This is a genomic window from Acetatifactor muris, assembly GCF_024623325.1.
GTDB classification, from domain to species: Bacteria; Bacillota; Clostridia; order Lachnospirales; family Lachnospiraceae; genus Acetatifactor; species Acetatifactor muris.
On sequence record NZ_JANJZD010000014.1, the window covers coordinates 1 to 23,508 of the forward strand.

Sequence of the window (23,508 nt, forward strand, 5' to 3'; positions counted from 1 at the left end):
TTTCAAGGCATAGTACCCACTATGTCCAATGTTTATGTCCATTTTTCTCAAATTTCTTTTCCTGCACCATATTCAGTTGTCAATTTTCAGTTAGAATCACATTCATTGAGATTCCGAGAAGTTATTCGTTGTTGGAGCTTGCTGCGATTCTTTTTGAATATTTTATTTTTCAGTTGCAGCAAGCTCTGTAAAGGCGCTTTTGAGGGCTAAAAATTCTATCACCCTCTTATCAGGACTTCTTTTCCTTCAAAAGCGAAACCATAGCTTCTAATCCTTTCTCTTGAAATGCCGCTGTTCTCCAATACCGCTTCATACCGCTGGTCTCTAATCTGCTTCAGCGCAGCATCTGCTGTATTCTCCAAGGATGCCTCTTCCCTTGAATCTCTGACTTTAAATTCCATAACGATAGCATTGTCTGTTCTGTTCTTTGGTTCCATTACCACATCATATCGTCCAAAGCCACTCTCCCGGTTGGATGTGATGATATAGCGGTCCGCCAGTTCTACAGCCAGCCCCAGAACAAAGCCATGGTAAAACCGTTCCGGTTGAGTCTCCGCGGATGGATTTCTTCCACTGTCAAAATAGCTGAATGTGGACAAGGCTACACGGTTCATGTAGGCATTCATGGATTTTATGTCATCCTGAAGCAGCGCTCTGATAAAGCCATTATAGACTGTCCCTGAACGGGTAAACCATTTCTTTATCATCTTCCGGAACATAAACTGCACTTCCTTATTCGTCAGCGCCAGTTCATAAATATCTGCTCCTGTCTCCTCATTTAACATGTAACTCTCCGCTTTCAGATATCCGCTTGCCAAAAACAGGCTCCAGATAGCACTCTCATCTGTGTCCAACTGGTCAAAAATAATCTGCTCGTCAATTTCTTTTTGCAGATGTTCACCTTTCAGGAGATTTTCCATGGAAATTTTGATTTCCGCGCTTCCCTCACGAATCAGCTTATCCACCAGGCCATTGCTGCTGGTGTTGGCCCAGTAAGTGGCAAATCGCCCCGTTTTCAAGTAATTTATGATTGACCAGGGATTATAAATATCTCTATGTTCTCCAAAAGTAAAACCGTCATACCATCTTTTCACATCCGTACGCTTATCCTGCATCCCATATTCATCCAATGCAGAAAATACTTCTTCCTCCGTAAATCCAAAGCAATCCCCATACATCTCCGATGTGGATGTCACTACTGTCAAATGATTCAAATCCGAAAAAATGGACTCCTTTGCTTCGCAAGAAGCAATGTGACCACTTGTAATTCCTGTCATAACCGCCCGTTCCAGATACGGGTTCGTCTTGAACGTGGAGTTGAACAGCCCCCTTATGAGTTCCACCATTTCCTGCCAATAGCCGTACACCCAGGCCTCCTGAAGAGGTGTGTCATACTCATCCAGCAAAATAATGACTTTTCGGCCATAATAGCGATATAAAAACTCGGACAGTGTGCCCAAAGAAGAGATGGCAGAATAGTCATCCATATTTGCAGAAATGTTTTTTATGAATTCTCTTTCTTTTTCGTTCAAGCTGTCTTCTTTTAGAAGAAATTCATATCGGTTATATAATTTTTCTATCAGATAATATAGGCTTTTTTGCCTCAGAGAAAGAAGGTGCTTTTATTCCGGCAAAGCTTAAAAAGATTACCGGCCAGATTCCCTGAAGATTGCGGTATTTCTCTTCTTTCCATATGGCTAATCCTTCAAAGACTTTACCTCTCCCTGAATACTCTACCGAAAGAAATCGCTCCAACATATTCATGTTCAGCGTTTTCCCGAATCTACGGGGACGGGTAATCAGAGTCACATCATCTCTATTCTCCCACCACTGCCTGATAAAATCTGTCTTATCAATATAAAAGCTATTTTCCGTTATCAGCTTCTCAAAACTCTGAATTCCTATTCCTACGGTTCTTGCCATAATAATATATCCTCCACATATTTACGTAATAGCTATACTCCAAATGGCAATGATAACTGAACTATTTCATCTATAGAGTTTTCTTCCAACAAATCCACATCTACAGAAATATCCGTTTCTTTAGAGGATTCCTCATATTCTTCCAATTTATTTATATCATCATCTTGCAGCATATTAGATTGAAGACTTTTTAATATATTCTTAATTTCTATTGGAATATCGCTTTCCTCCATTGCTTCTAATATATCATCTTTATTTAGATTTAATCTCATTTCAGAAGTTTCCATTCCTCCGGCAATCCATCACTATCTCGAATAAATATTATATCTATATCCTTCTTTAAAAAATCTTTTAATAAAGGCTTAATTTGAAATGGCATTTTATCATCTTTACTTCTCCCCTTATGTATTGATACTGTGTTAGCCCCATAGAAAACCTTAGTTCCCAGAATCTTATCTACCGTTTCCCAAATTTCAATGTTAGCATCTTCAATAAAAACCATCTTTCCGCTAATAACAGATTTAGCCAGTTCATAATTATCAAGTTGCGCTATCTGCTCTTCAACATCTTCTTTCGCCGACAATGGTTTGCATATTAAATTATTCACAGTAATCGGCACTACACTTGAAGGTTTTACTGTTTTTATGATTGCCGCAGAATGAGTAGAAATAATAATCTGTATATTTAATTCTTTCTGAATCTTTTGTAATGATTTTGCCAGAGCAATTTGCATATTAGGATGTAAATGTGCATCTGGTTCATCCAATAACACAACTTTACATTCATTAGGACACACAGTATAAATTGGTGCCAAAATCTGCAATACCTGCATAAAACCACTACCAGATGAATTAAAGTCAAATGTAATCTTTTTATCGTCAAGATTTTCGCTATAAGCTGCCTTGATGTACATATCTTTCTGTTCATTAAAGATTACGTCATCCAAATAAAAACCCAAATCTTGTATTAATCTTTGTTTTAACATTCTATAATTTTCATCATTGTTCTTTTTTAAATCTAAAACTAAGTTTCTGACAATGGCACTTACATTTCCCGATGATAAATGCTGTCTTATATTAACTGGGAATGATCTCTGTTCTGTTTCTTGTAATCAAACAAATCCAGAAATCAATAGCGGAGTGAAATTATATATTGTAGGTGAATTTTTTAAATCATCAGCACTGGATAAACATTTCAAATTGAATCCGCCAAAAAGAGAAGATACCTGTAATTTATAAATGTTTCTTTTATCATCTTCAATATCAACTATCGCCCCAAAAGATTTATTACTTTTCTTGCTTTGACGGGATACTTTTCCATAATACAGTTCTCTAAAATCAGAGATATTTATCCCTGGCAAATCTGTTGCACCTATCCCTCTTGCTTTTGGGATTGCTTTCTCATTTTTTAATGTAATCAAATCACTTTTTGCAAAAGTATTCAGCGAAAGGTTAATTGCCTGTATGACCGTTGTCTTTCCACAGCTGTTTTCTTCCATTAGAACGGTAAATGGTTTCAGAACTATCTCATTATTCTTAAATTTTTTAAATCTTTGTAGTTTCACCTTTGTAATCAAAACAGTTTCCTCCTACTACAATATATTTATGGTTAATATTCCTAACATCCAGTTAGGATGTTATCCAACTTGTTGCTTAAGCTGTTAGAATGATAAGAGCAATCGGTATAGTGGAATCCTCCTTGGGCTTCGCGCCCGTTTTTAAGTCTGCTAACCAGCTCTTCATTCGCAGCGTTCGTTTTATGCAGGTTGTAATTGAAATTTATCTTCTATATCATTCCATTTTTAGTATCTTACCATTCTCCTCAATTCGCTACACGCGTGTAGCGAATTCAATTTGATAATTGACCGAAAACAGTTCCACATCATGATACAATCTGTATCTGATGATTTTCCAAGAGTACAGTCAATAAATTCCTTTTTCTCTCTATTTCACATTACTCCTATAAAAAGAAAAGTATAAATTAGCAATTCCTCGTAAAATTGACAGTAAAATATTGAGTGCCAGGTAAACTTCTACTCCTAAAAAAAGCAATGTCTTTGCCTTTAACCCATCCCAAGCCGTTCAAAAACAAATAGAAAAAGACAATAAGTAATAATAAAACCTCCGAAAACAGCAAATGAGAAAACTGAATATGCAGGCCTTAATTGCTTTCCCATGAACATTTTTATCGGTAATATTTTTCTTGAACTCGCTCTTATATAGTTCGCTGTAGATTTGATTTTATCCTTCTGGCGGATGGTAGTCCGGGAATCTATGGCGTCATCCATATGGCCAAAGATGGACAACGCATCTTGGGTCTTTGCCCCCACTTCTTTCCGCAGCTTAATCTGCGCCTCCCACAAATCATCAATCTCCAGGAATTTGATGATTTGTGGGAATAATTGCACATCCCCGGGTCTCCCAACAGAAAATGATAAATCTGCGTGCGGCCGAACTTATATCCCTTATCTGCCCTCTCCGTCCCAAAAGGCAGTCGTTCCGGTTTCATTTCATACCAACGCATCACTTTGGAAATAGCCTGGGCATTCTCAATCCGGTATACCTGGCGCCTTACCCCAAGCAGGGAGTTGCCATTTACCAACTGTGCGCCGAACCAGGGCACAAACCCGCCCTCATAAATAGTGTTCAGCCACAGAGAAACCTCTGGCAGTTCCACCGCAACCGGATTCAGGTCAAAGCCGTAGACATTACGTTCAGCAATATACATCTTCACCTTCTGCAGCTCATTAAAACGGTTTTCATAGCTGATGATTTCCCCCGTCTCCTGCTCCTTGCGGGAGATATAATTTTCCGCAAGCTGATTGATTGCTTCATTCAGGAATACAGCGCTGCCCATGGCGGGCTCTGTTGCCATGCCTAAAATGATACAATTACACGCACCTCTGAAATTTGCTTCACCCTTGAACAAGTTACTCCCTTCGGCTTATTCTTTCTTCACATAAGTCAATTCGACATCATACCCCAAGGATTCAAGCATCTGTATGAACGTCTTATTTACAATTTTTTCGCTTTTCTTAATCAGCCGATTCACATAGGACGGCGTGGTACCGATATCCTCGGCGAGTTTTGCCTGTGTAGTTTCCGCTTCAATGCATTTGACCTTTACATCGACTTCTATGTTGTTTTTCAGCATTGCCCCTCACCTGTCCAAGTCCTTTGAAATAAATTGTCCTATCTGTACAATTTATTGTATCACTTTATTTCCACATTTTCAATCCTTCGGAAAAAAGACATCCGGCCGAAACCGAATGCCAGTTTCGCTGTTATTCTGTTATGCCTGAATCTCTGTCCCATCGCGGAAGGTGACCGTGATTTCCTGAATATTATCCCCCTTTGGAGCCACCAGTTTCCCGCTTCAGAGCCACCTGGAAATTTCTTCCTTGAGAGCCACCTCAGACACAAGATATAGTAATACTGCCCTATCGCTTGAAAATACAACAGATGCAATATTAGGTCTAATGATGTTCAGATGATTATGTTTCTATCTCGTCAACAAACCTTTTCAGCTTCTTTGAATCATACAGCTTTCTCAGGTTTGTTTCATTTGTAGGGATTTCATAGGCATTATGAATAATCCTGTCCATGATGGAATCCGCCTGTGTCCCTCCGCCGAACCTGTTATGCCATTCATCCACAGGATACTGTCCGACAAAGATTGATGAGTTATTGCTACTGCGTTGTTCAAACAGCTCATAAAGGTTCTTAGCATCCTTTTCAGTAAGTTTATAATTCAGCCATTCATCAAGGATGAGGATCTGATAGCTACCGATCCTTTTCCTGTATTTTGTAAGCTCCCTGAGGTTGTCGCTCTAATTCTCAAAGTTACGCATCAGGTCAGACATCCTGATATACAAACCCCTGTAAGTCTGTCTGCATGCTTCCACGCCAAGGGCACATGCAAGGTAAGTCTTTCCCACACTGGTCGGTCCTGTGATGACAAGATTTGTTGCATTGGCAACAAGTCCCATTGTGGCGAGATTCAGAATCAATTAAAGAAAAATACTGAATCCTATTTGTTTCAATTCACGCCCCCGCACAGGGGGCATCTACCGCGAAGTAGGCAAAGATGACTATACATTTGGAGTTTCAATTCCAATACGATTAATAAGAGCTGAAACAGTTTCAATTCACGCCCCCGCACAGGGGGCATCTTCTCTGCGTCTTCCATGCCGGAAAGTATAGAAGTTTCAATTCACGCCCCCGCACAGGGGGCATCCTTTCCAATGGGATTTTAAAATATTAATCATGAGTTTCAATTCACGCCCCCGCACAGGGGGCATCTCTTATGTCCGGCCTCTCCCTGATTTTTTCATTTGCCGTTTCAATTCACGCCCCCGCACAGGGGGCATCGAAGGGGTCTGCAACCCTATAGGTAGAACATTATGGTTTCAATTCACGCCCCCGCACAGGGGGCATCAAGAAAACATAGCAGATATGTGGTTTGTGGGAGGAGTTTCAATTCACGCCCCCGCACAGGGGGCATCATGATTTCGGATGCTTCTTTTTTCTCATCGCTGCAGTTTCAATTCACGCCCCCGCACAGGGGGCATCCAATGTCTGTGACTGTTGTTTCCAGATAATCTGCTGTTTCAATTCACGCCCCCGCACAGGGGGCATCTTCAGTATGTGCACATCAATAATGTGCGCCAGTGCGTTTCAATTCACGCCCCCGCACAGGGGGCATCTGGGTTGACACAGTTGAAATGACGATTGTTATGTCGTTTCAATTCACGCCCCCGCACAGGGGGCATCTAACTCTTGAAGTACTTAACCCAGTTCGGAATAGTTTCAATTCACGCCCCCGCACAGGGGGCATCATTGGCGGGAGAGGCACCGGTAAGACGTATTCCGGTTTCAATTCACGCCCCCGCACAGGGGGCATCACCGCCGTCGATAATCTTATCAGTACCGCTGTCAGTTTCAATTCACGCCCCCGCACAGGTGCCGGAGCAGGTGCTGGGGAAGTATTATTTGCGTTTCAATTCACGCCCCCGCACAGGGGGCATCATGGAATCCGTTCCCTGCTTTTCCAATGGATGCGGTTTCAATTCACGCCCCCGCACAGGGGGCATCGTATTCATATCCATAATTCCGGCCATGAAATTGAGGTTTCAATTCACGCCCCCGCACAGGGGGCATCAGTCCTCCCATGATGTTTACGGGAACGTTTTTCGTGTTTCAATTCACGCCCCCCGCACAGGGGGCATCAGTTCATACAGTTCTACTATTTTATCAGAATCAAGTTTCAATTCACGCCCCCGCACAGGGGGCATCCGTATTCTGGTGAAATCTTCCAGGTGAGCCTGAGTTTCAATTCACGCCCCCGCACAGGGGGCATCCTGAAGGATGAAATTGCAATGCCCTATCTTTCTGTTTCAATTCACGCCCCCGCACAGGGGGCATCCCTGTCGGAGCACCGATTGCGCACGCCATCCCGATGTTTCAATTCACGCCCCCGCACAGGGGGCATCCTGGGAGAGTATACTGTGCCAGGCGTAAGCGGTATGTTTCAATTCACGCCCCCGCACAGGGGGCATCAAGTTAAACGCAATTTTCGGAATGATGTACACTGTTTCAATTCACGCCCCCGCACAGGGGGCATCACTCATGCACACGGGCGGACGGGATTGTTATCATGGTTTCAATTCACGCCCCCGCACAGGGGGCATCATGCAATACTCATTTTTCTGGAATGAGCTATGGGTTTCAATTCACGCCCCCGCACAGGGGGCATCGACAGACAGACACACACACAGGGAGACAGACAGACAGTTTCAATTCACGCCCCCGCACAGGGGGCATCTTCTCCCCCTATCTTCCGTCAAATACTGCAACATGTTTCAATTCACGCCCCCGCACAGGGGGCATCATATGATACTCTCCATGTCCACGCCCTTTTCCCGTTTCAATTCACGCCCCCGCACAGGGGGCATCAATATGTATATGCACTGGAGATTCAACTCCTACGTTTCAATTCACGCCCCCGCACAGGGGGCATCGGCGCTTCTCCTGGCGTTATGATAGTCGTTATGAGTTTCAATTCACGCCCCCGCACAGGGGGCATCAGATTCTGGAATGGGTTCGCGTCTTCGCCTTTATCGTTTCAATTCACGCCCCCGCACAGGGGGCATCCATAAGAATCATCAGAGCCAGGAGCGCGCCATTCGTTTCAATTCACGCCCCCGCACAGGGGGCATCTATGTATCCTATGCTGAGTGCAGAGGTGAACTTTTGTTTCAATTCACGCCCCCGCACAGGGGGCATCTCCGTCTCTTTCCATCCGTTCTCAAAGTCATACGTGTTTCAATTCACGCCCCCGCACAGGGGGCATCGATTCCGACGGCTATGAGCCCAGGGAGCAGAACGTTTCAATTCACGCCCCCGCACAGGGGGCATCTCTCAATACGCCATTGATAAGCGTGTAGCCAACTTGTTTCAATTCACGCCCCCGCACAGGGGGCATCGCGTATCCCCACCTCTTCCCGCCTCTTTCATCAGTTTCAATTCACGCCCCCGCACAGGGGGCATCATTTTGATACCATGAATGCTGATTACCGGCAGATTCGTTTCAATTCACGCCCCCGCACAGGGGGCATCTGGCATGGGCTGTTGTCCAGATGCCCCAGGCATAGTTTCAATTCACGCCCCCGCACAGGGGGCATCAAGCCAGTTTGCCGTGCAAGGTATGCTTTCGGGTGTTTCAATTCACGCCCCCGCACAGGGGGCATCGAGGTATTTCCGTATGACCCGAAGAAGAGTGAGGTTTCAATTCACGCCCCCGCACAGGGGGCATCTGCGCTCATGCATGTGTAATATAGATAATCCAATGTTTCAATTCACGCCCCCGCACAGGGGGCATCATGAATCTGTTATAATTTCCCTAGCACCCGGTCTGGTTTCAATTCACGCCCCCGCACAGGGGGCATCAACGTATGCAAACGTCCGGTAACATTTAAAATTGTTTCAATTCACGCCCCCGCACAGGGGGCATCCTGTTGAATTAATTAATCAAGAATTAATAAAATTGTTTCAATTCACGCCCCCGCACAGGGGGCATCGTATTTATCATCTACAAAACTTTTTCCCTCAGAGGTTTCAATTCACGCCCCCGCACAGGGGGCATCTATATCTTACAGGAAATAATGCACATATTACTATGTTTCAATTCACGCCCCCGCACAGGGGGCATCCTATAAGGGTGACAGATGTGGCCGCAGCATCCGCAGTTTCAATTCACGCCCCCGCACAGGGGGCATCTATTCATATCCATAATTCCGGCCATGAAATTGAGGTTTCAATTCACGCCCCCGCACGGGGGGCATCCGAATTCAGACAGGGACCAGGATTATGTTCTCGGGTTTCAATTCACGCCCCCGCACAGGGGGCATCGGTGGAGACCCGGACCCGCCGGGACCTACCCCAGTTTCAATTCACGCCCCCGCACAGGGGGCATCAGGAGATAATCATGCCTACAATTCCCGAAATAAGTTTCAATTCACGCCCCCGCACAGGGGGCATCTCTGTTGGCAGATATTCTGATAATATTTTATAAAGTTTCAATTCACGCCCCCGCACAGGGGGCATCTTCACGTGAAACATTATCCTAAAATACCCATAAGTTTCAATTCACGCCCCCGCACAGGGGGCATCGTGCGCTTTATTATATGCTCCTGCAGTCAGAAGAAGTTTCAATTCACGCCCCCGCACAGGGGGCATCCTACCATCACGCCGTCAAGGAATCTGATAAATTCAGTTTCAATTCACGCCCCCGCACAGGGGGCATCGGTTCTCCGGTAGTATGCTGGGAGCAACCATTGGAGTTTCAATTCACGCCCCCGCACAGGGGGCATCGTAAATATTCTGAAGCTTTAGGCAGGTTTTTACGGTTTCAATTCACGCCCCCGCACAGGGGGCATCCTTCCCAGAATGGCAGGTCAATGATTTCAGAGTCTGTTTCAATTCACGCCCCCGCACAGGGGGCATCGCTTATCAATGGCGTATTGAGAATAATTATTGGAGGTTTCAATTCACGCCCCCGCACAGGGGGCATCCAGAAAGAGCCTGCGACACCCTTAAGGTATCACAGTTTCAATTCACGCCCCCGCACAGGGGGCATCTTTTCTCGAAGCATGTCAAGGCATTTAGAAAATGTTTCAATTCACGCCCCCGCACAGGGGGCATCCGGATGCCAGCTGCATGATTTCCTGTTTGGTGAGTTTCAATTCACGCCCCCGCACAGGGGGCATCCATATATCGTCACACCGTTCACCTCCAGGTCAAAGTTTCAATTCACGCCCCCGCACAGGGGGCATCAATCCAGCGAGGAAGTGACACGGAATGACGAAGTTTCAATTCACGCCCCCGCACAGGGGGCATCTCTTAATAATTTCTGTTGCGGTATTCTCTTCGATGTTTCAATTCACGCCCCCGCACAGGGGGCATCTAATTTTATTAAGTCAGATAGGTTTTTTCCTATTGTTTCAATTCACGCCCCCGCACAGGGGGCATCTAAGGGGCTCTTCTGAATCTCTGCTACTGGCCATGTTTCAATTCACGCCCCCGCACAGGGGGCATCTCTATCCGTTTTTCTTCTTTTTCTAAATCATCGAAGTTTCAATTCACGCCCCCGCACAGGGGGCATCAGATAAGGCGCGCGGAGCGCTGGCAAAGTTTGATGTTTCAATTCACGCCCCCGCACAGGGGGCATCTACTTTACATATCCCATGCCGGTTTGCTCCTTATGTTTCAATTCACGCCCCCGCACAGGGGGCATCAAAATCCTCTGTCAGCTCCACCCCGAACTGCTCCGTTTCAATTCACGCCCCCGCACAGGGGGCATCTTTATACCGTTGTCTACTCTTAATTTATCCATACTTGTTTCAATTCACGCCCCCGCACAGGGGGCATCCTTTAGCAGTTTCCGCACTGATTGCAGTTACCTCCCCGTTTCAATTCACGCCCCCGCACAGGGGGCATCCTGTTATATCTTCCAATAGCGGCTCTACGGAGTAAGTTTCAATTCACGCCCCCGCACAGGGGGCATCGCAAAGCTACGAGGCGCACATGGAATGAAGTATTTGTTTCAATTCACGCCCCCGCACAGGGGGCATCTGTTTTTCCACTACGGCTGCAAGGTTGTTATGCCTGTTTCAATTCACGCCCCCGCACAGGGGGCATCCTTAACAGCCTGATCGGTGTCATTACAACAGCCGTGTTTCAATTCACGCCCCCGCACAGGGGGCATCCAGAATCCAGGAACTCATACTGGGTAATCAATGCTGTTTCAATTCACGCCCCCGCACAGGGGGCATCGATAAAAGGCCGCTGCTTTTCTTTGTACCACTGGAGTTTCAATTCACGCCCCCGCACAGGGGGCATCGGTGCCACCCATCCACTTTCCGAAGTCCAGCAGGGTTTCAATTCACGCCCCCGCACAGGGGGCATCAGCTGAACTTTCAGATTTCCGGAAAGAGTTCCCAAGTTTCAATTCACGCCCCCGCACAGGGGGCATCGTGCCCATTTCGGTATTGTATTCCGCCACCAGGTCGTTTCAATTCACGCCCCCGCACAGGGGGCATCAATATCCATACACTGATCCGGGACTATATAACGATGTTTCAATTCACGCCCCCGCACAGGGGGCATCCGATAATTTTCTTTGTTCCCTTGTCAAATACAACGTTTCAATTCACGCCCCCGCACAGGGGGCATCCACGCCTCCCTGTTTTTTCCGGCACTGCGGACAGTTTCAATTCACGCCCCCGCACAGGGGGCATCAATCCCCTTGCGCGCTTGTCTGGATGTAGCGATTGTTTCAATTCACGCCCCCGCACAGGGGGCATCCCAGCCGCCGAAGCCACCCCAGCCGAACATGGAGGTTTCAATTCACGCCCCCGCACAGGGGGCATCTGCTTTCACAATCTTCTTTCCTACTTCCAGAATGTTTCAATTCACGCCCCCGCACAGGGGGCATCACACTTCCGGGGCTTTGTACGGTTTCGGCAGATTGTTTCAATTCACGCCCCCGCACAGGGGGCATCAAACACAGCTGCACAAGGAAAGAGCCGCTTTATATGTTTCAATTCACGCCCCCGCACAGGGGGCATCGCCAAAAACAGACAAATTACTCCATCCATTTTTATGCAAACTATCTAAATTTCTATTTTTAAAGCCAGACAATAATCCTCTAAAAATGATTTTATATTTATCCAACCTCCAAAAAAGCCTTCATTTTCTGCGCGAACCTCCCGCATAAATCACAATGATTACAGTCCGCGCAAATACCCCATACCCTATCAAAACATAATTACCCCATCCTGCTCATATGTCAATTCCTTTCCCAGTGTTTCTATCCGAGGACGCCAATTACTTCCCAGACGATAAAACCGCACCGAATCTTTCTCCTTATCTATTACCTCAGATAAACCTGCTTTCAGCGTAACCAGCTGTGCCGGGTCAACCAATACCTCAAATACCGAATTCTGCACCCGGCAGCCATATGCTTCACAGAGCTTCGCTACTTTCCGCAGACGTTTCTCACCTGCCGCGTCCGTAGTATTCACATCATAGGAAACTACAAGCATCATACTGCATCACCTCCAATGAAATGGCGGATATTCATCCAGTTCATCACGCAATACCCTTGCCAAAAGCATTGCCTGTGCATGGGGAATCAGTCCAATGGGAATCTTTTCCTGTAAAAACGGATGCTGAATCTGTTCCTTTTTTCGTTCCTGCCATGCCTTTAACACGATTTTCCTTCCATTTTCCCCTAAAAGAACCGGCGGTGTCAGCTGTTCAAAATGTTTTCGGGTAATCTGTCCTCGGTTTATCAATGCAACACAGAGGCGGTCACAGAGCGGCGACCTCAATTCCTCCATCAAATCCAGAGCCAGAGCAGGCCTTCCCGGCCGCAGAGTATGCAGAAATCCTGCGGCAGGATCCAGTCCCACACCCTCCAATGCGGACTGCACATCGTTCTTTAATAACGTATATAAAAAAGAGAGCAATGCATTTACAGGGTCCTCCGGAGGCCGACGGTTTCTGCCCTCAAATCCCATTTCTTCACTCACCAGCATAGCCGAAAACGCCGCATAATATGCCGCAGCAGCCGCTCCCTCCAGTCCGCGCATGGAATCAATACCGGGACTCTCCCGAAGCTCTTCCGCAATTCGCGCAATCTTTTGAATCGAATTCGTAAATACCTCTTCTTTTTCTTTGCGTTCTCTTCGAACCCGCATCAAAAATTCTCTGCTGTTGACCAACTTCCCCAATAAGATACTCCGCACAAGCCTCTTGCTGAAAACCAAATCATCCAATGCAGCAAACTGTCTGCGTCTGAGCAGAATATTCCCCTGAACCGGTCCCTGGATCCTGCCATAGAATTTCCCATATTCGGATAGAAATACCAGGCTGATTCCCCTCTGTCCGCAAAATCCAATCAACGGTGTGGACACTGTCACATTACCAAAACAGTAGACAGAGTTAATGGTATGAGCAGGAACCCGCACCTTCTCCTCCCCGCCTATTTTCACACCGATTGCCTCATTCTCTAAAAACAGATATGTGTCCGGGGTCAGAATATATAACGTATTTAACAGCTGTTTCATTCTGTCTCCTTTATCGCTTCCTCCCAAAGACCTTCACTGTATGACTGGGCGGAACGTCTAATTCTCGGCTGGCAGGCCTCCCGCAAGGAACACTTCTTACACTTTGCGCTGTAAGCCGCCGGAATCGTCTTCTGGCTTTCCACCATGTCTGATATTTCCTTTGCCGTTTTCCATGTCTGTTCCCGCAATTCCTGTGAAAGCAGCACCTCATCACGTCTGTGGGCGTCAATGAAGAAAATAGCCCCCACTGGAATCTCTACACCAAAACGCTCCTCCAGACAGATTGCCTGAGCGCACAGCTGAAGATGATATTCCTCCTCGTCCCGCACAACTCCGTGCTTATATTCCACAGGGTAAAATGTGTACTTTCCTTTTCCATAGGGAATGGCAGCGCCCGATGGGGACAGATGCGCTTCCACGCAGTCGCAGAATCCGTTCACTCCAAGCCCGCGGGAAAAAACCGGCATCTCGAAAATATATATGGTATCTCCCCGCTGTTCCGTTCTCCCGGTATGTACCCGCTTATGCTGCATCCTCCCTGCTGCCGTATATTCATTCTCCTGCCAGATTTGCTCTAACGCAAGCAGAGAACAGCGCCTTTTACAATATCCGTACTGTGACAGCCACGACAGCGGAAACAGCTCCCTGAACTCATCCTCTGAAAAACTCTGCATCATCAGGCACCTCGTTCCAACTGATTTCCCCATATGGGTTGCAAAGGAAACCAATGTCGATTCCTGCAGGACGTGCCTCCGTATTGATTTCCGCCCTATAATCTCTCCATGATGTCGGGTATGCCACATCTTCTTTCTTCCGTACATGAACCATATCAAACAGCCGATGGGCCGGAGCACAACCAAGCGCTGCCTGCCGTTTTCTCTGGTTCAAATCCGAATCGGTCCCCGTATGACGGAAAATAATTAACGGCGTAATCACGGACATTTCCCCCTTACTGGAAGAGCGGTCATGCTCATACATATTCAGGATGGATTCAAACAGAATCTTTAAATCCTGCTCGTCGAAACCTGTCTCTTTCGCCAAATTTGCACTGATGAACCCTCTCGCTTCATACAACCCGTAGGGAATAAACTGTTTTCTTCCCATGGTGCGAAGCTTGTCCTCCGGCTGCTCCTGCTCCCACGCTTCATACTCCTCCACAGTCTTGGCATTTCCCGCAGCATCCGCTGTGGCCATTCTTGTAATGGAAATATCCAATGACTGAATGGGATCCAAAGAACGTGCAAATGCAATCTGTACCGGTCCGCGCACTTGACCGGCGTTTGGCCCCGTGGACATCACCGCGCCGAATGTACGCACGTCATAAAACATCTCACAGGCTTTTCTACGCCCTGCATAAACCTCATTTTTCCCTTTCGCCGAAAGCTCCGTGCCGCTGAGCGCTTTTGCCCGGGCAATGCCGGTATTGATATTGCTGGCGCTGCGGACCAGCATTTCCATCCCCTCATTTCCCTCATAAGCAGCCTGCACATAATTCCTGATTCTGCGCTTGATTGCCACATCCGTGATATATCCGTGAAGACTCTGCGGATCTGTCCGCGGCGTATTCCCCATATCCGGATCCCCATTGGGATTTCCGTTCCTACACTCAATATAAAACATAAATTCATACCGATTCTCAATTGCCATACCTATCACCCCTCTGTTTTTTCTTTCCCGGAATAAATTTCTGCCTTTTGCTGATAATATCCCAACGCAAACTCCGTCTGCTGCATCATGGTAAGCATAGTGGGAATCTCTTGCTCCCCCATGTTTTGATAGATTTCCGTCAGTATTTTCTCATAATAAACTGCCAGTCCCCTCTCCAACTTTGCCAGATGATACTGGGAAAGCTGGGACAACTTCCCGATTACCAGTCCGGGCCCTGCCATAGCCGCAGCATAATACCGCTCGGCAATTCCCACATTTACCTCCGGCATGGCATTCTCCTGAATCACAGTGTACACAGCCATCAGCCGTCCGCATAAGTATGCGGCGCTGCGATTCTGCCGGTTAAGCTCTTCTTTCATAATCTCTTCCCCTCCTTCCTTCCTCTGTTTTCTCCTGAACCAGGCTTTCAGGAACTGATAAGCCAGTGTCTCCTGCCCTGTGAGCTTAGAAACGCCCTTTTCCTGTGCGCTGTTTCCGTTCTCTGCGTTTCCCCCGCTCCCCTGCCTCTTCTCCTTATCTGCCAGAAAATAAGCCCTGAGCCACTGCAGAACACGGTAAGTCGCCTCGTCCGGCAGAGGGCTTCCATGAATCGCCGCATACATCACACGCTGCGCAAGATTTGATAATTCACGGTCCACCCGCTCCCATATCTTACTTCCTCCGCCGGGCTTCAGCATACGCAGACATAATGCCTTCAGCTTCGGCCCGCGGGTCATGCCCTGTCCTCCGGGCAGAATCAATCGCAAGTCTTCAAACCATAAACAGATATTCCTATACAGCTCCTCATAGCTCCCCTCATACCAGCCCCGCACCATCATTCTTCCGCCTGCCCCGGACAAAGGCATCATATAATACAGCACATCCGGCTTCCCGGCCAGTTTCCCTTCCCGTATGGACCGAATCAGTGCCTGCGCTGCCGCAAAAGCCTCCCTCTCTTCTTCCCTGCCTGAAACTTCTTCCTCCTCCCCTTCCACCAGATTTCCGCCAAACAGCATGGAAAGCATGTCCTCCTGCGCTTTTACCTGACCGGAATACCAGTGGACCATTTTCGCCCCTGCCAGAATGTCCGCTTTCCCAATCAATTCGCCCAAAGCGGCATTCACAGCCGTCATTGCCGCCTCGGACACCACCGCATTTGCACTCTGCTTTAATCCGTATGACTGAAAGGCGTCTTTATCAAAGCATAAAAACGCATCTCCTGATGTATGCCCGCCAACGCGCATCAATCCAGACACTTTCGGAACCGTAGCCATAGGCTGTGCCAACTCCCCGGTAATCAGACATCTCTCCTCTTTCCTCTCGGAAGCTGTCTGCATCCTCTTCCTGAACTGATTCCAATATTCGTAATAACACTCGCTTCGTTCAAGATACTGGCCATCCACAGCAAACCCAACCGGATCCGCAGGTTTCAATTTCTTTTCCATCAGGGCATTCCGCATTTCTTCCAATCTCCCGGAATCATGAAGCACATCTGCCGCAATGCCGAACAGCGGCTCCGCATTTCTGCCCTCTTCAAAAAAAGAAACAAAAAAATCATGCTTCACAGGCACATTCTTATCTTTCTTCTCATCGTTCACCATGCAAAGAACGATTCCCGCTTTCTCAATCAGCGGATTGCAATACCGCGTGCCGTTTGCGGCCGCTCCCGCGTCCGGTGCGCCCACCGGCTCCGCATCTTTTTCCCGGACCTCCAAATCCAGAAATTCTCCCGCCGCAGACAGATGAAAATATCCCCTAATCCGTTTGGGCTTAAAGCCGGGACGAGCGGCAAGCTTATGGTCAACCGCATACTGATACAATTCCTCAAGCATATTCCCCTGGCTCCTTTCCCCCTTTCAGGACCTCCGGTGAATCATAAGGCGGAACTTCCAGAACGCCCCGATTCAAATGCGCATGGAACAACGAAACCTCAGGCTCCGCCTGTTTTGTGACGCTCCACTTGTGGAGATTGAATACATCATACACCATTAACCCTAAATCCATCGTAACATCAACAGGTTCTCCTGGCCCGGAACCCCACTCAAAATAGGCCGGAAATTCCCGTGTTCCCATACATGGCTGCATAAAGGCCTGGCCCCGTTTTACCCTCCGTTCAAACTGGTCCATCAGATTTCCCGGCGCATGACCATACGCTGCCCTGGGCACAATCTCTGCCGTAATCCGATAGCGGACATCCTGCAGGACAACGGATTGCCTCTGTGTCCTGTCATCTTCTATGTCAATGCATGCCTTAAGGGAATTGGCCTGAGGAATCTTCATCATTTTGCTTTTTACTTCATTCCTCTTGAACGATATGTAGCGAATGGGCGACAACACTTCGATTCTCCGAACCTGCCAGTAAAATTCCGGCGGCTTGGAATATATGGAAGACAACAGCCCTCTGATGGCGCCGGGAGTGGGCACCGCATATGTCATCCGCTCCACCTTGCTCTCGGGCCGCGTCCAAAGGGCAAAATCTCCCCATACTTCAATGGTGGCACTTGGATTTTTACTCATACTTCACCTCCTCACTTTATTCAGAAAATCCCGTCAAAAATCTCTAATACACCAAAATGCAGTCCCAGCTTCTCATGATAGCAATCCGGATTCCCCAAAAGATACCAGTCGGTCTGTACCTCACTTTCCCTCCCATAGGTCCGGAAAAACAGAGGAATACAACATTCCTTTACCTTATCCTCCGCAAAAGAAGAGACTGTCAGCGGTCTTGCGCGTCTTATCAAATCCCGGGTCAGACCATTTTTTCTATATTCTTCCTCAAGAGAATCAAACAGCTTCATTTCCTCTTTCCAGGGGACAATTACCTGTACGCCCTTGGATTCAATCAGTTTATATGCTTCCTGCACTTTCCGATAGTCTCTGTCTTCCAATGCCTTTTTCAGCTTTTCCTTATCCCCATCCCCATTGGAATACAGGATTTCGTAGTATTCTTCCATATGCTTTAAGTCAAAGCAATCAATGGGATGCCGGGAAGCCAGTGTCTTTACACAGAGAGCGGCTCTCTGATAATACCCTCCGGGAGGATACAAACGTTCTTCCGCCGGAAGAAAAACAATCACCTGGCCGTCCGCGCTGTCGCCGTTTCGATTGCATCTGCCCGCTGCCTGAATGATTGATTCCAAAGGCGCCAGTGCCCGGTAAATTATGGGAAAGTCCAAATCCACACCCGCCTCAATGCACTGGCTTGCCACCAGATAGCATAATCTTCCTTCCGCAAGCCGTTTCTTTATCTCCTCCAAAACTTTGATTCTATGCGCCCCGCACAAGTCGCTGGTCAGATAAAAAATCCCGTCCGACTCAGCATCTGATACGATTTCTTCCAAAATACAAAAGAGCTTTTCCGCGTGTGCCCGCAAGTTGACGATAACACATCCCTGTCTATGGGAAATCAGCTCCTCCGCAATCTGTCTGTAGGAGACCTGCTCCTCCATCCGCCAGTCATATGTAACGCGCCTTGTAGCCTGAAACAGCCTGTCCGGATTGGGCACAATTTCCGTTGGTTTCCATTCCAAACCAGGCAGATGCTGAAAAGACGGCTGCGTGGCCGTAGAGAACACTACAGTACAACCGTACTGCGCACAGAGCAGATTCACCGTCCGCAGTGTAGCCTCCAACAAGTCAGGCGGCAAAGACTGGGCTTCGTCCAGAACAATCACACTGCCCGCCAGCTGATGCAGATGCCTGCAGTCCGTGGGCCTGGCAGAAAACAGGGGCTCAAAAAAGCCTACATTTGTGGTGATAATACAGGGAGCGTCCCATCGTTCCGCCAAAAGTCTGGCTCTCTCGTCCAACACTGCGGCACTGTGGCTCTCCAACAATTCCGGGAGAATCCTCCTGTAATCCCGCACATTCTGCTCCATAATCGCAAGATACGGAAGAATCAGAATAATCCTGCGCATCTGTCTATATCTTATACAGTGCTTTGCAGCAAAGGCCAAAAGGCTCAGAGTCTTCCCCAGGCCGGTAGGCGCTGTCAGCGTATACAGTCCCGGCGGCAATTCCGCAGCACGCAGACAGTCCTCAAAAAGCCGGTCCCGAAGAGCATTCAGAATGGGTGAGGACTTGGAAAGCTTTTGTTTCTCAGCTCGTATCAGCAAAAGATGTTCCAAAGCATCATCCGGATTCAGCGCCGGTCCTGTATGGGTCTTCAGGTAATCCGGTTGAAAATGCTCCGCTGAGGCGGAGTAATCCGCATCTGCCAGCGCAGAAAGCAGGAAACGCGCCAACAGCATGTCCGCAACCCCATCCTCCTCATCCGGGAGAGACTTTGGAATTTTTATCCCCATAAGTCGCGGATTTTCCCGCTGAAACGCATCTAAGGCTTCTTTCATTTCCGCCATGCCAAAAAGCGAAAAAAGATTGCCTTCTTCGTCATACCCGGCCCCGGTTCCCTGCATCAATTCTTTCAGACTCATAATACAGTTGCCGTCCAGACAGCTGTGATGTGCAGCAATCACAGTTGCCAGCATCCTGGCTGTTTTCTTTTGACCATACTGCCAATACACCAGCGCCGCTCCCGGATACGCATGGTTCACATGCACCCGCTTTCCCTCCAGCACCTCCGCAAAACGCTCGCTTGCTTTCCCAAAATCATGCAGTCCTCCCAGGATCGCTCCGATTTCCGTATAACCTATTGGTTTTAAAAATTCGCCACACAATTTGCCAGCGCGCTGCGCATGATGCTCAAGAGTCTCCTTTTCCCCGAGCACATTCGCGCTTCTTGCATAATAGCATTCTCTCATAGAATTTCCTCTCTGCCGTAATTGTAGTAACGCTGAGTATGCCAATAGAAATTTAGTTGTTTTTAGCTATTTTTAAGAATAATAACCTATCAATATCTTTTTGTCAACCATATTCCACAAAAATGGTTATGTCATTTTTCGTATATTTTATTCATTTTGCATGATATCATATCTTAATACTGCTTCATATTTCCAGCTGCATAGCTTGCGCCGGACATCACGCATAAAAAGAAAGCGAGGACTCTGGCAGGCAAGCCTGCCGCGGCCTCGCTTTCTTTTTCTGCTATGCTGCCCTTCTCAATGCTCCAGCATATTTTCAATAAAAATCCCATACCCCTTTTTGCTGTCCTGTACCAGCACATGGGTCACAGCCCCGATGAATTTCCCGTTCTGGATAATGGGGCTGCCGCTCATGCCCTGGACAATGCCGCCGGTCACGGCAAGCAGGTCAGGGTCCGTCACCGTCAGCTCAATCCCCCGGTTCACATTGTCGTGGTCCAGATGCACCGCGGTAATCTCCACGTCATAATACCTGGTACTGCCATCCACTGTGCACAGAATCTGCGCCACTCCCTCTTCAATTTCCTGTTTCAGTCCGATTGGCAGGGGTTCTTCGACTCCCATCTCCAGAGCCTTGCTGTTACAGGCGCCGAAGATGCCCCGGACACTGTTGTCCGTGATATCTCCCAGAATACGCTCATCCGAATAAATAATCATCCCGGTCATCTCGCCGGGATTTCCCGAAGTCCCTTTCTGAATATCCACAATATCCGTCTGGTAAAGGGTTCCCCCTTCCATGTGCATCAGCGTACTGGTGTCCACATCCGTGATGCCATGTCCCAGCGCGCCGAAATTTCCATGACTGTCAATATAGGTCATGGTGCCTACTCCCTGAGCGTTATCCCGTACCCAGACTCCGATTTTATATTTGCCGGAGACGTCCTGTTCGGGCTTGATTTCCGCCTCCATCAGCTCGCCGTCCCGCTCCACAGTCAGGCGTATTTCCGCTCCTCCGCTTTCTTCCACCCGCCTGATGAAATCATCCTTCTCCGTTACTGCTTCCCCGTTTATCTTTCGGATATAATCGCCGGATTTCAGAATGTATTTCCCCGGAGAATAGCTGATACCCTCGCTGCCCTGGAATTCTCCTGTACCTACCACCAGCACACCGTCCGTCTTCACATAGATTCCCACAGGGGTTCCCACCGGAATGAGTTCCTGATCCTCAATCACCCGGATATCCACGTTCTTGAAGGACAGAAAGCCGAAGAGCTTAACCTGCATCTGATAGCTGGATTCCATGGCCGCCCTTAAAGTCACCGGTTTGCTCAAATCTATGTCCACGGCCCCCTGAGGGATATTGCTGACCCCCTGGTCGCTGGCCGCCACAATTTCCGCTCTGGCCGGGACTCCCAGGTAGAAGGATTCCGCTTCCCCGGCACGCACATTAATCACAGAAGGAATGCTGCTGTCAATGTAATAATAGAGCAGGCCTGTCAGCGACAGACAGCTTATAAGCAGCGTCAGGCTCAGAAAAGCGCGGTAAATTTTATATCGCTTTTCCCGGCTTTTCCAGTTCTGCAACAGAACCACCATATTATTACCGGCCTGCTTTTTCAGCTGTTCACTGTTCCCCCGGACGCTTTCTCCGCCGGGGAATTTTTTTCCGTCTATAACAGATTTTATTTTTCTGACAGGTCTGGTCTCATTGCTCCGTCTCATTTTCACATACTCCTAACCGGTTTTACATTATCTCGCCATTTTCACCGTTACACCTGTTTAGTATGTGAAATTTTTATTTTTTCATTCTGATAAATGAAATATTTACTTTTTCTTATGCCCCAGCGCCTGCACCCGCATCTCTCTGGCATTGGACAGAGCAGCCTCCGTCATGGCGTCGCTGCCCAGCAGTCTGGCCAGCTCTCCCAGGCTCTCCTCCTCCTCCAGCACGCGAATATCCGTGATGGTATTATCCGCGCTGCTGCTTTTTTCGATGACAAAATGTCTGTCTGCCATAGCCGCAATCTGCGGCAGATGTGTAATGCAGAGCACCTGATGTGCATGGGCAACCGTGTCTAACTGTTCGGAAACCCGCCACGCCGTTCTGCCGCTGATACCGGCGTCAATCTCATCAAAAATCAGAGTGTCGATAGAATCTCTTCCTGCAAGCACGGTCTTGATTGCCAACATCACCCGGGACAGCTCGCCTCCGCTGGCTACCTGTCCCAATGGTTTCAGTCCTTCCCCCGGATTGGTGGAAATCAGAAATTCCACGTCGTCATAGCCTTTTGCAGTAACGGAAGAACCACGGTTTACTGCAATCTGAAATTCAACCGTCAGAAAATTCAGATGCACCAGCGCCGCCTTCAGCTTTTCCGTGAGCACCGCGGCATTCTCTCTGCGAATTCCGGAAAGCACTTCACATGCCGCCTCCAGCCTTTTTTCAGATGCGGCCAGCTTCTCTTCCAACTGCCGCATATAGTCATCATAATCGCTGAGCTTCTGGAGCATCTCCTGCTTTTCCCGGCCGTAAGCAAGCACGGCCTCTATGGACTGCCCGTATTTATCTTTCAGACGGTTCACCAGATTCAGCCGTTCCTCCACAGTTGAAAAAGCTTCATCGTCAAATTCACAGTCGCTCATATATTCCGCCAAATCCCGGTTGTAATCAGCCAGCAGACTGTCTATCTCGGAAAGCTGACCCTCCAGCTCTCCCAGACGCTCGTCCAGTCCGGCCACATTGCCCAGCGCCCGCAATGCCCTGCTCAGCGCACTGCCGGCTCCGCTTTCAAAGTCACTTCCGGTATACTGATAGCTTTCCGCCAGATTTTCCATGATCTTTTTCCCGTTTATCATAAAACGGTATCGCTGTTCCAGCTCTTCGTCTTCACCTGGCTTCAGCTGTGCCTGTTCGATTTCCTGCAGCTCGAATTCCGCCAGAGACTGTTCTCTGGCCATGGTCTCTTCATCCATGGACTCTTCCTCCAGAGAGTGCCGCAGCTCCCTGCTTTCTCTGTATGCGTCCTCCACTGCCTTCGCCGCCTGCAGACAGGCTTCTCCGCAGTAAGCATCCAGAATCTCCATATGTTTCTTTTTATTCAACAGCGACTGATGCTCATGCTGACCATGGATATCAATCAAAAGCTCTGCCAGTTCCTTTACCTGTCTGGCCGTAACCGTCTCCCCGTTCATCCGGTAGACACTTTTGCCCGTCTGCATCTTCCGACTGATAATGACAGTTCCGTCCTCCTCAGGCTCCAGCTCCAGCTGGAGCAGTTTCTGACGCACCCTCTCATCCTCGCTGGTAAATACCAGCTCTACCAGCGCACTGTCCGCCCCTCTGCGAAGCATTTCCTTCTCGAATTTTCCCCCGAGAGCAAGATTCACACTTCCGATCAGCAGGGACTTTCCGGCGCCGGTCTCCCCTGTGAGAATATTCAGTCCCCGGCCGAATTCCACTTCCGTTTCTTCCATCAGCGCCAAATTTTTCACATGTAAACTCTGCAGCATTTTCTATCTCCTTTCTGGCTTCAGCCAGAATATCCTTCT

Annotated in this window: 14 protein-coding genes, 2 pseudogenes and 2 CRISPR repeat arrays; all 16 genes and pseudogenes read right to left on the reverse strand. The window is 48.0% G+C overall.

All coding sequences use genetic code 11. From position 1 onward, the window contains the following. Positions 1–218 precede the first annotated feature (218 nt). A pseudogene (locus NSB25_RS14235) lies at positions 219–1,923 on the reverse strand (AAA family ATPase). Positions 1,924–1,955: 32 nt separating this feature from the next. Next, a complete protein-coding gene (locus NSB25_RS14240; RefSeq protein ID WP_172455016.1) occupies positions 1,956–2,210 on the reverse strand; it encodes a hypothetical protein in 255 nt (84 codons plus the stop codon). Further along, positions 2,192–2,908 (reverse strand): AAA family ATPase, encoded by a 717-nt coding sequence (locus NSB25_RS14245; protein ID WP_103238915.1) that lies wholly within the window; start codon positions 2,906–2,908, stop codon positions 2,192–2,194. The genes NSB25_RS14240 and NSB25_RS14245 overlap by 19 nt, the downstream gene beginning before the upstream one ends. A 126-nt stretch (positions 2,909–3,034) precedes the next feature. Next, positions 3,035–3,499 carry an AAA family ATPase gene (locus NSB25_RS14250; protein WP_103238916.1) on the reverse strand — a complete coding sequence of 155 codons (465 nt, stop codon included), beginning with the start codon at positions 3,497–3,499 and terminating at the stop codon, positions 3,035–3,037. A 695-nt stretch (positions 3,500–4,194) separates the two neighbouring features. Then, positions 4,195–4,851, reverse strand: coding sequence for a class I SAM-dependent DNA methyltransferase (locus tag NSB25_RS14255; protein ID WP_172455017.1), 657 nt, complete (start codon positions 4,849–4,851; stop codon positions 4,195–4,197). Positions 4,852–4,866: 15 nt separating this feature from the next. After that, positions 4,867–5,076: a helix-turn-helix domain-containing protein gene (locus tag NSB25_RS14260; RefSeq protein WP_016285874.1), complete on the reverse strand. Its 210-nt coding sequence runs from the start codon at positions 5,074–5,076 to the stop codon at positions 4,867–4,869. 340 nt (positions 5,077–5,416) lie between these two features. Then, positions 5,417–5,932 (reverse strand): annotated as a pseudogene (locus NSB25_RS14265) (ATP-binding protein). Between the two features lie 26 nt (positions 5,933–5,958). Then, positions 5,959–7,084: direct repeats of the CRISPR family, unit length 32 nt; unit sequence GTTTCAATTCACGCCCCCGCACAGGGGGCATC. Positions 7,085–7,185: 101 nt separating this feature from the next. After that, positions 7,186–12,050: direct repeats of the CRISPR family, unit length 32 nt; unit sequence GTTTCAATTCACGCCCCCGCACAGGGGGCATC. A 188-nt stretch (positions 12,051–12,238) separates the two neighbouring features. Beyond that, positions 12,239–12,529, reverse strand: a complete 291-nt coding sequence (gene cas2 / locus NSB25_RS14270) for a CRISPR-associated endonuclease Cas2 (RefSeq protein WP_103238919.1) — start codon at positions 12,527–12,529, stop codon at positions 12,239–12,241. Positions 12,530–12,535: 6 nt separating this feature from the next. Next, on the reverse strand, positions 12,536–13,552 hold the full coding sequence (gene cas1c / locus NSB25_RS14275) for a type I-C CRISPR-associated endonuclease Cas1c (protein WP_103238920.1): 1,017 nt from the start codon (positions 13,550–13,552) through the stop codon (positions 12,536–12,538). Further along, positions 13,549–14,229, reverse strand: coding sequence for a CRISPR-associated protein Cas4 (gene cas4, locus NSB25_RS14280; RefSeq protein WP_172455018.1), 681 nt, complete (start codon positions 14,227–14,229; stop codon positions 13,549–13,551). The genes cas1c and cas4 overlap by 4 nt, the downstream gene beginning before the upstream one ends. After that, positions 14,204–15,199 (reverse strand): type I-C CRISPR-associated protein Cas7/Csd2, encoded by a 996-nt coding sequence (gene cas7c, locus NSB25_RS14285; protein WP_103238922.1) that lies wholly within the window; start codon positions 15,197–15,199, stop codon positions 14,204–14,206. Before cas7c ends, cas4 begins: the two co-directional genes overlap by 26 nt. Before the next feature lie 5 nt (positions 15,200–15,204). After that, positions 15,205–17,031 (reverse strand): type I-C CRISPR-associated protein Cas8c/Csd1, encoded by a 1,827-nt coding sequence (cas8c, locus tag NSB25_RS14290; protein ID WP_103238923.1) that lies wholly within the window; start codon positions 17,029–17,031, stop codon positions 15,205–15,207. Further along, entirely contained in the window at positions 17,024–17,716 is a 693-nt protein-coding gene (gene cas5c, locus NSB25_RS14295; protein ID WP_103238924.1) for a type I-C CRISPR-associated protein Cas5c, read from the reverse strand. Before cas5c ends, cas8c begins: the two co-directional genes overlap by 8 nt. Before the next feature lie 20 nt (positions 17,717–17,736). Then, positions 17,737–19,959: a CRISPR-associated endonuclease Cas3'' gene (locus NSB25_RS14300; RefSeq protein WP_103238925.1), complete on the reverse strand. Its 2,223-nt coding sequence runs from the start codon at positions 19,957–19,959 to the stop codon at positions 17,737–17,739. A 297-nt stretch (positions 19,960–20,256) separates the two neighbouring features. Beyond that, positions 20,257–21,681 (reverse strand): SpoIVB peptidase, encoded by a 1,425-nt coding sequence (gene spoIVB, locus NSB25_RS14305; RefSeq protein WP_103238926.1) that lies wholly within the window; start codon positions 21,679–21,681, stop codon positions 20,257–20,259. Between the two features lie 102 nt (positions 21,682–21,783). Then, positions 21,784–23,469: a DNA repair protein RecN gene (gene recN / locus NSB25_RS14310; RefSeq protein ID WP_103238927.1), complete on the reverse strand. Its 1,686-nt coding sequence runs from the start codon at positions 23,467–23,469 to the stop codon at positions 21,784–21,786. Between the last annotated feature and the right edge of the window lie 39 nt (positions 23,470–23,508).

What these genes read in the sequence shown, in the direction of transcription:
- NSB25_RS14240 (WP_172455016.1), bottom strand. Translation starts at nt 2,210, where the DNA reads ATGGAAACTTCTGAAATGAGATTAAATCTAAATAAAGATGATATATTA.
- NSB25_RS14245 (WP_103238915.1), bottom strand. Translation starts at nt 2,908, where the DNA reads ATGTTAAAACAAAGATTAATACAAGATTTGGGTTTTTATTTGGATGAC.
- NSB25_RS14260 (WP_016285874.1), bottom strand. Translation starts at nt 5,076, where the DNA reads ATGCTGAAAAACAACATAGAAGTCGATGTAAAGGTCAAATGCATTGAA.
- cas2 (WP_103238919.1), bottom strand. Translation starts at nt 12,529, where the DNA reads ATGATGCTTGTAGTTTCCTATGATGTGAATACTACGGACGCGGCAGGT.
- cas1c (WP_103238920.1), bottom strand. Translation starts at nt 13,552, where the DNA reads ATGAAACAGCTGTTAAATACGTTATATATTCTGACCCCGGACACATAT.
- cas4 (WP_172455018.1), bottom strand. Translation starts at nt 14,229, where the DNA reads ATGATGCAGAGTTTTTCAGAGGATGAGTTCAGGGAGCTGTTTCCGCTG.
- cas7c (WP_103238922.1), bottom strand. Translation starts at nt 15,199, where the DNA reads ATGGCAATTGAGAATCGGTATGAATTTATGTTTTATATTGAGTGTAGG.
- cas8c (WP_103238923.1), bottom strand. Translation starts at nt 17,031, where the DNA reads ATGCTTGAGGAATTGTATCAGTATGCGGTTGACCATAAGCTTGCCGCT.
- cas5c (WP_103238924.1), bottom strand. Translation starts at nt 17,716, where the DNA reads ATGAGTAAAAATCCAAGTGCCACCATTGAAGTATGGGGAGATTTTGCC.
- NSB25_RS14300 (WP_103238925.1), bottom strand. Translation starts at nt 19,959, where the DNA reads ATGAGAGAATGCTATTATGCAAGAAGCGCGAATGTGCTCGGGGAAAAG.
- spoIVB (WP_103238926.1), bottom strand. Translation starts at nt 21,681, where the DNA reads ATGAGACGGAGCAATGAGACCAGACCTGTCAGAAAAATAAAATCTGTT.
- recN (WP_103238927.1), bottom strand. Translation starts at nt 23,469, where the DNA reads ATGCTGCAGAGTTTACATGTGAAAAATTTGGCGCTGATGGAAGAAACG.